Raw genomic sequence first — 14,122 nt, forward strand, 5'->3', positions numbered from 1 at the left:
AATTCATGACAATTGAAACCGTGATCCTCGCTGCCGGCCAGGGCACCAGAATGCGCTCCAGACTGCCCAAAGTACTACAGCCAATTGCGGGTAAAGCGATGGTGGAATATGTAATCGACACAGCCAATACCATCAGCCAATACGTCTATCTGGTGGTGGGTCATCAGGCCGATGCGGTCAAATCACACCTGAGCGATACTTCAGTCCGCTTTGTGCTACAAGAACAACAACTGGGAACCGGACATGCTTTAGCTCAGGCGTTGCCGGAACTGAAAGAAGAATCTGTGGCGCTTGTTTTGTATGGTGATGTACCGTTCGTTCAGCCCGAAACGGTGCAGCAACTGACCACTTTGGCAATACAACAGGATACGCTATGCCTGTTAACAACCTATCCTGAAGATCCCAACGGTTATGGCAGAATTATTCGTAATGACCAGCATCAGGTCATTGCTATTGTGGAGCATAAAGATGCGACCACTGAACAGCTCCAGATTCGTGAAGTTAACTCCGGTATTCTTGCAGTTCCCGTCAAATACCTTAAAACGTGGCTGCCAGCGCTCAGCAACCAAAACAGTCAGCAGGAATATTATCTGACAGACATTGTTGCCATGGCCGTTGCAGCCAACTTGGAAATTGCAACCGTACATCCCCAATATCTCGAAGAGACACTGGGAGTTAATGACCGTTTGCAACAGGCAACACTGGAGCGCTGGTATCAAAAACAACTGGCAAAACAACTGATGAGTGCCGGTGTGAGCTGCGCTGACCCCGACAGAGTGGATATCCGTGGTCAGGTCATTGCCGGACAGGATGTATTCATCGATGTAAACAATGTCTTTGAAGGCGATGTCAACATGGGCGATGGTGTTCGCATAGGCCCCAACTGCCATATCCGCAATGCCATCATTGGAGACAATGTTGAAATCAAAGCCAACAGTGTCATAGAAGATGCGGAAATCGGCGCTGACTCTACTATCGGCCCGTTTGCACGTATACGGCCCGACACCAGACTGGCGCCAGGGGTACATATCGGAAATTTTGTTGAGATCAAAAAGTCCAACGTCAGCAGTGGCAGCAAAATCAATCATCTCACCTATATCGGTGATGCTGATATTGGCAGTGGTGTGAATATCGGTGCCGGCACCATTACCTGTAATTACGACGGTGTGAACAAATTCCGGACCACAATCGCTGACGGAGTATTTGTGGGATCGAATTCAACCCTGGTGGCACCGGTCCAGCTCAATGACAAGTCATTTATCGCCGCCGGCTCAGTCATCACGCAAGCCACAGAAGCAGGAAAACTGACCATCGCCCGTAGTCGTCAACAGACCATCGACAACTGGAAAAGACCCACAAAAAACACAGGTAAGCGCAAATGAGCAAAGCAGTACTGTTTGACTGTGATGGCGTACTCGTCGATACCGAGCGCCTGGCCAACGACATTAATGTGGATCTGCTAAGGGAAGCCGGAATCAACATCACTCACCAGGAATGCAGGACACATTTTCTGGGCAAGACCGGAGACCAGATCAGAGAGTGGGTGGCAAATACATATGGTTATCTGCCTGACAATCTACTTGAAAGTAGCGGCGAATGGCGTAAGCGATTTTATCAGAAGCTGCATGAGGAAGATCTTATCATTGCCGGTATCGAAGAGCTGCTTGGCAGTCTGAAGGTTGATATTGCCGTGGTCACCAATTCTTCCATGCAGGAACTGATCTATAAACTCGAACAGACAGGCTTGAATCGATACTTTCCCACACATAGATGTTTCAGTGGGGTTGATCTGAACATGCCCAAACCGCATCCAGGCGCCTATCTGGCTGCTGCCAATGCTCTGGAAACTCCTCCTGAGCATTGTATTGTCATTGAAGACAGCCCTACCGGCGTGACAGCCGGCGTATCTGCAGGAATGACTGTTTTCGGCTTCAGCTACGAGCAGGAATTCGAACCCTTACTGAATGCCGGCGCTCATCATTGTTTCAGCGATATACCAACCCTCAGCGCCCAACTTTATCAATATTTATAATTTCAGGAGATCACCATGTGTGGAATTGTTGCAGCCGTTGCCCAGCGAGATGTCGCTGATATCTTGGTGGAAGGCTTAAAAAGACTGGAATATCGCGGATATGATTCGGCCGGTATTGCCGTTATTGAAAATAACGCGTTTAAACGCATCAGACGGGTAGGCAAGGTTCAACAGCTTAGCAATAGTCTGGCAGAACAACCACTGTCCGGCTCAACGGGAATTGCACATACCCGATGGGCTACCCACGGAGAGCCGAACGAAGCCAATGCACATCCTCATCTTTCCGAGGATCACATTGCCGTTGTCCACAATGGCATCATTGAAAATCATCAGGAACTGAAACAGCAGTTGAAGGAGAAAGGATATCATTTTTCTTCAGATACAGATTCGGAAGTCATCGCCCATTTGGTTGAGGATGAGCTGAAAACAACATCCAGTCTGTTGGCCGCAGTACAGGCTGTGTGTAAAAAACTGACTGGCGCATATGGCGCCGTCATTCTGGATCGCAGGGACAATCAGCGCATGGTCGCAGCCCGGTCCGGCTCACCTCTGATCATCGGTTCCGGAATTGGAGAAAACTTTGTTGCCTCTGACCAGATGGCTTTGCTGCCAGTGACTCATCGCTTCACGTTTCTTGAAGAGGGTGATGTCGCGGAAATAACCCGTAGCACCATCACTATCTATAATGCTGATGGTGAGCAGGTTGAGCGGGAATGCAAAGACTCCGACATCAGCCACGATATTGCCGAAAAAGGCGAGTATCGTCATTTCATGCTCAAGGAAATTTACGAACAACCAGCAGCTATTCAGGCAACACTGGCTGATCGTTTAAGCGGAGAGTTACCTGCAGCAGAAATATTCGGCCCTAAGGCTGCAGATATTCTGTCAGAAATTGAAGCAGTGCAAATTATTGCCTGTGGAACCTCTTACAATGCTGGAATGGTGGCACGCTACTGGTTTGAAGAAATCGCTGGAATTCCCTGTCAGGTTGAGGTGGCGTCGGAATTTCGTTACCGCAAAGCCGCTATCCTGCCAAACTCGCTACTGGTCACATTATCCCAATCAGGGGAAACAGCAGACACTCTGGCGGCCCTGCGACTGGCAAAGCAACTTGGATTCCGTAGCACGATATCTATCTGTAATGTACCAGGCTCTTCGCTGGTCAGAGAAAGCGATCTGGTTTATATGATGAATGCTGGTCCGGAGATCGGAGTTGCTTCGACCAAAGCATTTACCGTGCAACTCGTGGCCCTTATGTTACTGGTTTGCGTGATTGCTGAATTCAGAGGTGCAGATAAAGCCGGACTTAAAGAATTAATCCGGGAGCTGCGCAGAATTCCTGAAAAAATTCAAAACACTCTGAAGCTGGCCCAGCAAATCGAAACACTGGCGGAAGATTTTGCCGAAAAACACCACTCATTGTTTCTGGGCCGAGGCAGCCACTATCCCATCGCGCTGGAGGGAGCACTGAAACTCAAGGAAATCTCCTATATTCATGCAGAAGCTTACGCAGCTGGAGAACTAAAACATGGTCCGCTGGCGCTGATTGACAGTGAAATGCCAGTCATTGTTGTGGCTCCAAACAACCTGTTGCTGGAGAAACTGAAGTCGAATATGGAAGAAGTACGTGCCCGTGGCGGCAAACTCTATGTTTTTGCGGATCATGGTGCAGAGATTTCAAGTGTCGACGGCATTACAATGATTCCCATAGGTGATATTAATGAATTACTATCGCCTATTCTGTATGTTGTACCGCTGCAACTACTCAGTTACTTTGTAGCGGTGATTAAAGGTACAGATGTGGATCAGCCTCGTAATCTGGCCAAATCGGTCACTGTGGAATAGTATCAAAGGGGAATGATAGGGGAATTCTGAAAATGACCCTAAAATCGTTGCCCCTGATGTATATCTTGCCAACAGAGTCTCGCACCAGGGGTTACTGTCCAGATAAGTAACCCGGTCATTTTCAGAGGTTTCCAAATGACTGCAGTCAGCTCCTGTGGTCGTGTTGTATCAACAAAAGGAATTTCTGGAAATGACGCTATGACTTCTACACTCCTCTTACTCCCAAGATTTTTATGGCAGGAAAGCGTGCGTCTGCGATGGTGGATTTTCCTGTGGATCCTGCTGGCATCCTTAACCACACTGCTGGCTTCTCAATTCTGGCCCTATCAGTTTCAGGCATCTTCTGGATTACGTCTTGAGCAGCGTAACCTGGATATTCTCTTTGGTGATATTAATGCAGAGAATGGCAGTAGCGAGCCATGGGATTTCACCCTTGATGCTCGTAAAGATTTATCTGCCCCTCCTGGTGATATTGACACTCAATTGATGGACAGAGAAGAAGACCGTCAGTGGCTCGACAATATCACTCCTGAGCAATGGAATCATATTCTGGACCTGACCAGCATAAACCAATTGGACGAAAATACTCTGCAGCTACTGGTCAGAACCAACACCAGAGATGCAGCCAGACATACTTCCCGCATTTTGGTGCAATTGCTATCTCACCGTTTCAATGCCGAAATCAACCAGAGAGTTGCCAGCCACATCAATTACATTGACTCTCAGGTCAAAGCCTATGAAGCCAAACTCTCAACTGCCGAAAACGAAATGAAGGACTTCAAGGTCAGTAATACTGGCTATTCTGATCAAAGCAATACGCTTACGAACCAACATATTTTGCAGCTGGAGCAGAATATCGAGAAGGCCCTCAGCGATTTGTCTGATCAATCGGTACGAATGCGTCTGCTGGACGAACAGCTAACCGAAGGCAGTGTGGCCTATCAAAATCTGATTGGCTCAGAAGAGTACAAAACACCCAAAGCCCAACAACTCGAACAGCAGATTACAGACCTGAACCGGCGCATACAGTCACTGGCCAGTGTTTATAAAGAAACCTATCCTGAGCTGATAAAAGCCAGAGAAGAGCTATCTCTGGCACGACAATCACTGGCAACAGAACTGAAAACCGGCAACAGTTTTAACGCCAATCCATATGTCATTGACTTACGCCGGGAACGAGCCCGTCATGCTGCGGAAATCGAGAGCCTGAAAAACCGCATTGCCCAAATGCGTCGTCAGTTGAACGAAGAAACGAAACGCGTGGCCACGTTATCTGAAGCCGGACTGAAACTGCAGGAACTGCAAAGAGATTATGATGTTAACAGGCAACTTTATGAAAAATTTTTGGCCCAACGCGAAAATATCCGGATTACTTATGGAGCATTGCAGATTATCGGTGCCGCTACAGTGCTGCCACCTGATCCATCGCTAAACCGTACGGTAGGCGTGAACAGCGCTATGATCCTGCTAACCGGCACTCTAGTCACTCTGCTACTGCCAGTATGCATGCTAATTATTAAAATTTTGTTTGATGCACGCCTCAGAACAATTGATCAGGTATGGCAATTGGGTTTTCGGGTACTGGCGTCCGCTCCGGTGTATAAAACATCGGCATTAAGGTTAAAAAATGTTATGTTTTTAGTATTCCTGGCACTCGCATTGGCCGGAATAATCTATGGATACTGGTTCCAATATCTGCATCTGAGCAGATAACAAGAGAGTATGGAGCAATGGTCAGCAAACTCGAAAAAGCCATATTGAAAGTTCAGGATGAGCACAACCAGATTGTGACCGAGGCCGAACAGATATACCTGGCTAACGAAACTGAATTGCAGGAGATGTTTGAACCGTTTCTGTTGTCTGAGCGTCAACTCGACAAGATGAAGTTGATTTATGGCGATATGTATGACCAGTCACAACTGAAACCTTATGTGGATGCAGCCTATCAGATCAGACAACAGGCCAAAGCCCGTTTTTCCCAATCTGTGCTGGTGACCTCGTTGGGTGGTCGGGCAGGCACTTCACACGTTGCCAGAAATCTTGCCATAGCATTACGAATGGACAAAGCACACTCGTCATTGCTGGTTGATATGAATATGGACCGACCTTCATTACAGCCGTTCTTTGGACTGGAGGGAAAACTGGGGCTGGCGGAATTTCTGGCCGATGAAAGCATTATTGCCAGCGATCTTATTTTTCCAGTGGGCATCAAACGCCTCAGGTGCATTACTGCCGGAAACTCAAGAGCAGTTGATACTGCCCACTTCCAACATCCGCGAATTCATGTTTTATTGAATCATATCCGCGGGCGCTATCGGAACCGTGATATCGTCATAGATGCTCCACCGATTACAGAAGATGCAGGAACCAAAATACTATTAGAGCTCTGTGATAAAATCATCATCGTGGTCCCTAAAGGGAAATTCACCGGCGATCAACTGGCCAACGCCACAGCCATGATCCCACCGGACCAGCTGGCAGGCGTATTCTTTAATGAATTTCCGGCCTCTTAACACAATCAGGCGAAGCATATGTATTTAAAACATTTCAAACTGAAACGTCATCCCTTCCAGATGAAACCGGATGATGACTTTTTATACATGAGCAGCCAGCACTCACGCGCCCTCGTTTTCATGGACTATGCCGCCTGGAATCCGGAAGGCTTTGTGATTATCAGTGGAGAAATCGGATCTGGAAAAACCACACTGGTGAAGCGCCTGTTACGCAACTACCAGGGCAAGGTGAATAATTTTCACATCGCCTATACCAATCTGGAAAGTGCAGAACTGTTTTATTACATGACCAAACAGGCCGGCATTCAGATTACAGATCAAAACAAAGTCACCATGCTGTACGCACTGAACGACTTTCTGAAAGAAAAAACCAAGAACGGAACACCATTTGTTCTGGTCATTGATGAGGCTCAGAACCTGACTCAGGCCAACCTCGAAGATATCCGGTTGCTGGCCGGACTGGAAGGCCTGAACGGGCCAATGTTAAAAGTCGTTTTACTGGGCCAGCCGGAATTACAACTCAACGTTAATCGGGTCCCCCAATTACGACAGCGGGTAAAACTGCACTATCACCTTAACGGGCTCGGTGAAGAAGAAACCAAGGGATATATTGAGTACCGACTCAAAATTGCCGGCCTGACACGTAATCTGTTGTTTGATGACGCAATGATCAAGGTGATTTTTCAATATTCGAGAGGCATCCCAAGGCTGATCAATAAAATATGTGATGCTTTATTGATGTGCGCCTTTGCCGACGAGCGAAAAAAACCCATGATCAGTGACCTGGATGACGTTCTGGACGAACTGATGCTGGATGAACCCGTCAGCGACCCGGAACAGGAACCGGCAGCGTCTGTTGAAGAAGTCAACAATGCGGGCACGCAACCCATAGCGGCTGTACCGGCCACTATCGATATGGAACAGATAAGCGGTTATCTTGAAAGAATTGCCAAAGCGCTTGAAGGCATAGAACGCAAAATAGATGTATTGGCTAAAGAACGACATTACTGACTTTTTTCATCTCAAGGTATCGCATTTGCCCTTACAGTTTATTGAATAACGTCGACACATTTCCCAATCATATAGGTTGAGAATTGATACACCTGACATATTTTTTAGCACCACATCCGAATACCCTAAAAACGATATATCATTACCTGTATTCACAGAGTCAGGGCGTAGCTTGAGAAAGATACGTTCATTCAGTTCAGGAGAGTTTTTATGACCATACTTGTTACCGGCGGAGCTGGATACATCGGCAGCCATACCTGCATAGAACTGGTTCAGGCCGGACACGAAGTCATTGTGCTGGATAATTTCTGCAACTCCAGCGAAGAGGCACTTAAACGCGCACAAACAATCACCGGTAAAACCATCAACTTTGTCAGCGGTGATATACGTGACAGAGCGCTGTTGGATCGAATTTTCCAAGAGTTCGATATTTCCTCTGTCATACACTTTGCCGGCCTGAAAGCAGTGGGTGAGAGTACCCGGATCCCGTTGTCTTATTATGATAATAACGTTGGTGGCACTATCACACTATGCGAAGCGATGGCTGCGGCACATTGTAAAAACCTGGTGTTCAGCTCCTCTGCGACCGTTTATGGCGATCCTCATACCGTACCCATTACCGAAGAGTTTCCTTTAAGTGCCACCAACCCTTATGGCCGTTCCAAGCTGATTATTGAAGATATTCTTCGTGATTTATATCAGTCAGACAAAGACTGGAACATCGCCATACTGCGTTATTTCAACCCGGTAGGTGCTCACGAAAGCGGCCAAATTGGTGAGGATCCCAGCGGTATTCCCAACAATCTTATGCCATTTCTCTTACAGGTGGCCGTGGGGCGCAGAGACAAACTGAGCGTATTCGGTGATGATTACGATACTCCGGATGGCACCGGGGTACGCGACTACATTCATGTAGTCGATCTGGCCAGAGGACATCTACGCGCCATTGAGAAGCTGTCTTCAAAGCCTGGTTGTGTAGCCTATAACCTGGGTACTGGCAGAGGTTATTCTGTGTTGGAAATGATCCAAGCATTAGAAAAAACCTGCGGTAAAGAAATTGCGTATGAAATAGTAGCGCGTCGCCCTGGTGATATCGCCTGCTGTTATGCCGATCCGGCTTTTGCTGAACAGGAACTTGGCTGGAAAGCCGAGCGGGGGCTGGAGGATATGATGGCAGATTCCTGGAAGTGGCAAAGCCAGAATCCAAAAGGTTATTTGGCATAGCTTCCAGTAATCAGACAAACGCAGGCATTCTGCCTGCGTTTGTCTGGTCTGAATTTACTTAATATAAATCCAGATCTATCTCGCCGGTCTCTGATCTAAGCCTTCGTTGTTCAAGATGGTCTTCTATTGCTCTCCTGGCAGCTAGTTTTCGTTGATTATTAACTCGCTTGGTTGAAGATGATTCAGTCGGTCGATGTAAAGCATCATCTTCTAAATTGGCTAATTCAAATTCGAAAAGATTAACTGACATTCTCTTAACTCCTTGCTTGCCCAAGTGCAGGAACCAGTCAGAATTCATTACTACAACCGTCAATCAATGTTCATGCAAAAGAACATTCACGGTTATCTGAAAGGACTTTGCACCATTTTTATTTTTGTTGTCGTGTCATGGTCCAACGAGACCGCTATATGTTAATGCACATGACGCAACGACTCAAATGGTAAACAAGGTCTATGCAATTTCTGTGACAACTACGGGCCGTCAGTGAACCCGTTCGATGGTGGAGGCAGGTTGATAATTATAGTGTCTGAGCAAATTTAGAATTTCTGAAGCCGGCAGCGGCTGACTGACCAGATATCCCTGTGCATAATGACATCCCTGATCTTTAAGAAACTGTAGCTGTTCATTATTCTCGACGCCTTCAGCCACAACCTCCATCGACATACTGTTTGCCATGGCAATAATCGCTTTAATGATGGCCGTGTCACCAGCACCTGATGCCTGGCTATGCAAAAAAGACTTATCAATTTTAAGGACATCGATTGGCAACTTCTGCAGATAACTGAGAGACGAATAGCCAGTTCCAAAATCATCGAGAGCTATTTTGGTGCCAAGTGCATGCAGACGGTTCAAAGTGTTAACACTGTGATCCATGTTTTCAATCAGTACACTTTCTGTCAGCTCCAGTTCGAGATACTCCGCCGGCAGTTCAGAAGTCTGTAATATATTGTAAATCGAGTCATACAAACCCTCCTGCCGCAACTGATGACTGGAGAGGTTGACCGAGACCCGGATGTTACCAAAACCCCGTTGCTGCCAGACACTGGCTTCATCGCAGGCCTTATACAACACCTGTTCACCCATGGCATTGATCAGACCAATTTCTTCAGCAATAGGAATAAAATGCTCCGGCTCAATCAAACCCAGAGACTGGTGATGCCAGCGGACTAATGCTTCCACCGAATCAATACGCCCGGTCATCAGATTCAGTTTGGGCTGATAATTGACCGACAATTCATTTTCAGCAATGGCTCGGCGCAAAGATTTTTCCAGCTGTAACCGGTCAACGGATGTCTGTTTAAAGGTTTTTTGATAATACTCGTAGGTATTGCCACCCTTGTGACGTGCACGGTTCAAGGCAATACTGGCCTGATTCAATAACTGATGCCGGTTTTGTCCGTCCAGAATCGAAACACCGATACTGGCGGTAACAATCAGTTCGTGTTCATCCGCCAGCACCGGGCGACTGATTTCCACCAAAATGTTGTCCAACAGGCGATTCAGCTTATCGCGGGAGCCAAAAAACTCAGCAATCACCACAAACTCATCACCACCCACTCTGGCGCAAAACGCCGACGGACTTGGCAGATTGGTAATACGGGAGGCGATATCTTTCAACAACAAATCACCGGTTTCATAACCAAGACTGTCATTGATCGCCTGAAAGCGGTCGAGGTTGACCACCACAATCGCAAGTGAATCCGATGCAGCCTGCGGATTCTGCAGATGACGATTCAGTACCTGGTGAAAATGACTTCGGTTAGCCAGCCCGGTTAACTTGTCATAGTTGGACAGATAATCAATCTCCACCTGCGAGCGTCGCATCTCTGTCATATCGGTACCGATGGCAATATAGTGGCTCAGCTGACCATTGCTGTCGAAGATACCATCAATGCGACATTTGAATGGAAATGACTCTCCGTTATAGCGTTTTTCCAGAATCTCACCCTGCCAATAACCCTTATGATTTAAGCTCGACATCACCAGATAAGCCTGCGGCGAGGCACTGATACTGGTAAAGGGTTTATTGACCAGTTCGGCACGATTGGCATTCATGATCCGGCAATAAGCGGGATTGACGGACTGGACAATAAAGTCATAACTCATGACGAAAATAGCATCATCAGAGTGATTAAATAAACTTGCCGCCAGGCTTAGATCCTGTTCGTGGTTGACTTCGCTGGTCACTTCACGACGGGTGCCGATCATGCGGGTTACACGCCCATGTCGATCACGCTCAACCGCACGCCCCGTATCCTCAACCCAGATCCATCCCTGTCCGGAATTGTTCTTGACCCGATAACGGACCCGATAACTAGTCGTTTTTCCTTTCAGGTGTCGAAATAACTCTGCTTTAGCCTTCTGATAATCTTCAGGATGCACCCAGTCCACATAGTCATACTCACCCGTAACATCTCTTGGCGGTACCAGCCGGCTCCCCTCAGTCAGATACGTTTCCCGGCTTTGCACATTCCAGTCCCAGATCCCCATATCACTGGCGCTGATGGCCATTTGCAGCCGTAACTGACTGCTTTCGAGATCCCGGGTTTTGAGCACATCTCGTTCTTCCAGTTTGTGATTCAGATAATGCACCAGCTCACGATCCATGATCAGGCGGGATGAAAGCTGACTGGCGCGATAAACTGCCGCGATCGTTATCAAGTAAACAATGGCCAGCACCGCGACAATCAGTGAGTCTGCGGTACCGGTTGTGGCACGGATATAAACACTGGCAAAGGGGATTACAAAGGCAATGAACAGACGAAAACGTACAAACAGCATGACACCGGAAAGCATCACCAGAACATTGATCATCAGCAAGGTAACCAGTTCTGGATTGCCAACCCACAGGGGCGGTAATGTAAAAACGACTCCCTGGAGAAAAAATATCAGCGCCAGCTGGCGCTCGATATATTGATAACTGACTTCAGAAGGGGATTGCTTCATCCATTGCCGGGCAGCTGCCATCAGATAAGCACTCAACCCTGCAATCGTTAACCACCAGACAGACAGCCACAACAGGCTCAACTCGGGCAGATAAACATAACCCGCGCACAATCCCACAAATAACATGCCGCCTGCGTGCCGGGGTAATTCCTTGAAAATCATCCGATAAAACTCTGTAAACGCCTTGGAAGAACTGGTCGCTGTCATATTCTGATGCTGATCATAATTCGCGAATTCGGTTAGCAGGTGCAACCTGATAAAAGATGTCTGGTACTATTAGCAGATTAAACCAATTCTGAAATCCAGCAAGGAACCTAAGCCAACTTTATGCAAATTCTTGAGCAGCTCGTACAGCTAAACTCACCCCAGCAGCAGGCGGTTAAGTCAGATCGCCAGCATTTACTGGTGCTGGCAGGGGCCGGCAGTGGTAAAACCAGAGTACTGACCCACAGGATCGCCTGGCTGGTAGAAACCGGACTCGCCTCCCCCAACGGCATACTGGCAGTGACGTTTACCAACAAGGCTGCCCGGGAAATGCGCCAGCGGGTAGAGGAATTGCTTCCTTTTAATCCAAGAGGCATGTGGATCGGTACCTTTCACGGTCTGGCCCATCGATTGCTCAAAGCTCACTGGAAAGCGCTCAAGCTACCCGAAGGTTTTCAGGTGCTGGATTCTGATGATCAACTGCGTCTGGTCAAGCGCGTCATGACCGACATTGGCATCAATGACGAGACTCTACAGCCTAAAACCGCTCAGTGGTACATCAACGAACAAAAAGATGAAGGTCGCCGTGCCGCTCATGTGATGGAATCCAGTGACCCGTTTGACACGACCTTACGAAAAATCTATCTGGCTTATGAACAGGCTTGTGAACGCAGCGGCGTGGTGGACTTTGGCGAACTGCTGCTGCGGGCGCATGAGCTCTGGCTCAATCACCCGCCGATACTGGAACACTACCAGCAGCGTTTTCGTTATGTCCTGGTGGATGAGTTTCAGGACATCAACACCATCCAATATGCCTGGCTGAGAGTATTGTGCGGCCAGCAAAGTCACCTCACGGTGGTCGGGGATGACGACCAATCCATTTATGGCTGGCGAGGCGCCAAAGTCGAAAATATCCAACAGTTCAGTAAGGATTATCCAGACACCGAGATTATCCGGCTGGAGCAGAACTACCGCTCCACGGCCACCATTCTTAAGGCTGCCAATGCGGTGATCGACAACAACAGTGGACGCCTGGGCAAAGAGCTCTGGACCACTGGAGAGGAAGGTGACCCTATTGATGTCTATGCGGCATTTAACGAAATCGATGAAGCCCGCTATCTGGCCGAACAGATCGAACAATTGTTGGAACAGGGTGAAAACGCTCTGGATATGGCCATTCTGTATCGCTCAAATGCCCAGTCACGGGTCCTGGAAGAAGCATTGATTCAGGCCCGCATTCCCTATCGTATTTACGGCGGACTGCGGTTTTATGAGCGCCAGGAAGTCAAAAATGTACTCGCCTATATGCGACTGATTGCCAACCGCTTCGATGATGCTGCCATGGAACGGATTATCAACGTGCCAACCCGAGCTATAGGTGGCAAAACGGTGGAAACCCTTCGCGCCATAGCCCGTGAGCAGGGATGTGCTTTGTGGCAGGCTGCCGGTCTGGCTGTTCACAACAAACTGCTGCCCGGTCGTGCCAGTAATGCCGTTCAGGCCTTCATTGAGCTGATTGACGAACTCAATCAGGAGACTGCCGAAATGGAACTGCATGAGCTGACTCAACATGTCATCGATGCCAGCGGCCTGAAAGAACATCATCAAAAGGAAAAAGGCGAGAAGGCCAGAGCCCGGCTTGAAAACATGCAGGAACTGGTCTCTGCAACCCGGAATTTCAATACCGAGCAGGAAGATGTGGTCAGTCCATTGGATGCATTTTTGGCCGAGGTCTCTCTGGATGCCGGTGAGCGTCAGGCCGATGACAGCAAGGACAGCGTCAGCCTGATGACCCTGCATTCGGCCAAAGGTCTTGAGTTCCCCTATGTCTTCATCGCTGGTATGGAAGAGAGCCTGTTTCCGCATAAAATGAGCATGGACGAGCCGACCGGACTCGAAGAGGAGCGGCGGCTTTGTTACGTCGGCATCACCCGCGCCATGCGCAAGCTGACGCTCAGCTATGCTGAATCGCGTCGCATGTTTGGCAACGAAACGTTTAATCGGCCGTCCCGTTTTATCAGAGAAATTCCTGCTCCGCTGCTGAAGGAAATCCGCCTTAAATCAACCCTGGGATCGGGATTCAGCTCCGGGGGCTCAGGTTTCAAAGAAGAGGTTGCCTCAGGCTACGGTATTCAACTTGGACAACGGGTCATGCACCCCTTTTTCGGCGAAGGTATTGTTTTGGCGGCATCCGGCAATGGTGCCAATGCCTCTGTAACAGTGGAATTTGAAAGCGAAGGCACCAAAGAACTCATGTTACAGTACGCCAAACTGTCGGCACTGGAATCCTGATGTCATCTGATAAATGCAGTTCTTCCTTAACAGACTTTCGATAATATGCCCGCA

Annotated in this window: 10 protein-coding genes; 8 read left to right on the forward strand and 2 right to left on the reverse strand. The window is 48.2% G+C overall.

Going from position 1 to position 14,122, the window contains the following annotated elements; all coding sequences use genetic code 11:
• Positions 1-5: 5 nt before the first annotated feature.
• The 7 genes from glmU to galE all read left to right on the forward strand — a co-directional run bounded on the left by glmU (position 6) and on the right by galE (position 8,625).
• On the forward strand, positions 6-1,382 hold the full coding sequence (glmU, locus tag YC6258_RS01695) for a bifunctional UDP-N-acetylglucosamine diphosphorylase/glucosamine-1-phosphate N-acetyltransferase GlmU (protein WP_044615509.1): 1,377 nt from the start codon (positions 6-8) through the stop codon (positions 1,380-1,382).
• On the forward strand, positions 1,379-2,032 hold the full coding sequence (locus YC6258_RS01700) for an HAD family hydrolase (RefSeq protein WP_044615510.1): 654 nt from the start codon (positions 1,379-1,381) through the stop codon (positions 2,030-2,032). Before glmU ends, YC6258_RS01700 begins: the two co-directional genes overlap by 4 nt.
• Positions 2,033-2,047: 15 nt before the next feature.
• The gene (gene glmS / locus YC6258_RS01705) at positions 2,048-3,877 is read left to right on the forward strand and encodes a glutamine--fructose-6-phosphate transaminase (isomerizing) (protein WP_044615511.1); all 1,830 of its coding nucleotides are present in this window, start codon (positions 2,048-2,050) and stop codon (positions 3,875-3,877) included.
• A gap of 198 nt (positions 3,878-4,075) precedes the next feature.
• Positions 4,076-5,590, forward strand: coding sequence for a GumC domain-containing protein (locus tag YC6258_RS01710; RefSeq protein ID WP_144407525.1), 1,515 nt, complete (start codon positions 4,076-4,078; stop codon positions 5,588-5,590).
• 17 nt (positions 5,591-5,607) lie between these two features.
• The gene (locus YC6258_RS01715) at positions 5,608-6,390 is read left to right on the forward strand and encodes a tyrosine-protein kinase family protein (RefSeq protein ID WP_044615513.1); all 783 of its coding nucleotides are present in this window, start codon (positions 5,608-5,610) and stop codon (positions 6,388-6,390) included.
• Positions 6,391-6,408: 18 nt separating this feature from the next.
• A complete protein-coding gene (locus YC6258_RS01720; protein ID WP_044615514.1) occupies positions 6,409-7,401 on the forward strand; it encodes an ExeA family protein in 993 nt (330 codons plus the stop codon).
• Positions 7,402-7,611: 210 nt separating this feature from the next.
• Positions 7,612-8,625 (forward strand): UDP-glucose 4-epimerase GalE, encoded by a 1,014-nt coding sequence (gene galE, locus YC6258_RS01725; protein WP_044615515.1) that lies wholly within the window; start codon positions 7,612-7,614, stop codon positions 8,623-8,625.
• A 58-nt stretch (positions 8,626-8,683) separates the two neighbouring features.
• Here galE and YC6258_RS01730 read toward each other — a convergent pair whose 3' ends face one another.
• Both YC6258_RS01730 and YC6258_RS01735 read right to left on the reverse strand, forming a co-directional pair.
• A complete protein-coding gene (locus YC6258_RS01730) occupies positions 8,684-8,875 on the reverse strand; it encodes a PA3496 family putative envelope integrity protein (RefSeq protein WP_044615516.1) in 192 nt (63 codons plus the stop codon).
• 231 nt (positions 8,876-9,106) lie between these two features.
• The gene (locus tag YC6258_RS01735) at positions 9,107-11,779 is read right to left on the reverse strand and encodes a bifunctional diguanylate cyclase/phosphodiesterase (RefSeq protein WP_052829993.1); all 2,673 of its coding nucleotides are present in this window, start codon (positions 11,777-11,779) and stop codon (positions 9,107-9,109) included.
• A 120-nt stretch (positions 11,780-11,899) separates the two neighbouring features.
• On the opposite strand from YC6258_RS01735, the gene uvrD reads away from it, so the two are divergent.
• Positions 11,900-14,068: a DNA helicase II gene (gene uvrD / locus YC6258_RS01740; RefSeq protein WP_044615517.1), complete on the forward strand. Its 2,169-nt coding sequence runs from the start codon at positions 11,900-11,902 to the stop codon at positions 14,066-14,068.
• Positions 14,069-14,122 lie beyond the last annotated feature (54 nt).

It is taken from the genome of Gynuella sunshinyii YC6258, assembly GCF_000940805.1.
Classification (GTDB): domain Bacteria; phylum Pseudomonadota; class Gammaproteobacteria; order Pseudomonadales; family Natronospirillaceae; genus Gynuella; species Gynuella sunshinyii.

Excerpts from the sequence above, each read along its gene's own strand:
- glmU (WP_044615509.1), top strand. The coding sequence starts at position 6 with ATGACAATTGAAACCGTGATCCTCGCTGCCGGCCAGGGCACCAGAATG.
- YC6258_RS01700 (WP_044615510.1), top strand. The coding sequence starts at position 1,379 with ATGAGCAAAGCAGTACTGTTTGACTGTGATGGCGTACTCGTCGATACC.
- glmS (WP_044615511.1), top strand. The coding sequence starts at position 2,048 with ATGTGTGGAATTGTTGCAGCCGTTGCCCAGCGAGATGTCGCTGATATC.
- YC6258_RS01710 (WP_144407525.1), top strand. The coding sequence starts at position 4,076 with ATGACTTCTACACTCCTCTTACTCCCAAGATTTTTATGGCAGGAAAGC.
- YC6258_RS01715 (WP_044615513.1), top strand. The coding sequence starts at position 5,608 with ATGGTCAGCAAACTCGAAAAAGCCATATTGAAAGTTCAGGATGAGCAC.
- YC6258_RS01720 (WP_044615514.1), top strand. The coding sequence starts at position 6,409 with ATGTATTTAAAACATTTCAAACTGAAACGTCATCCCTTCCAGATGAAA.
- galE (WP_044615515.1), top strand. The coding sequence starts at position 7,612 with ATGACCATACTTGTTACCGGCGGAGCTGGATACATCGGCAGCCATACC.
- YC6258_RS01730 (WP_044615516.1), bottom strand. The coding sequence starts at position 8,875 with ATGTCAGTTAATCTTTTCGAATTTGAATTAGCCAATTTAGAAGATGAT.
- YC6258_RS01735 (WP_052829993.1), bottom strand. The coding sequence starts at position 11,779 with ATGACAGCGACCAGTTCTTCCAAGGCGTTTACAGAGTTTTATCGGATG.
- uvrD (WP_044615517.1), top strand. The coding sequence starts at position 11,900 with ATGCAAATTCTTGAGCAGCTCGTACAGCTAAACTCACCCCAGCAGCAG.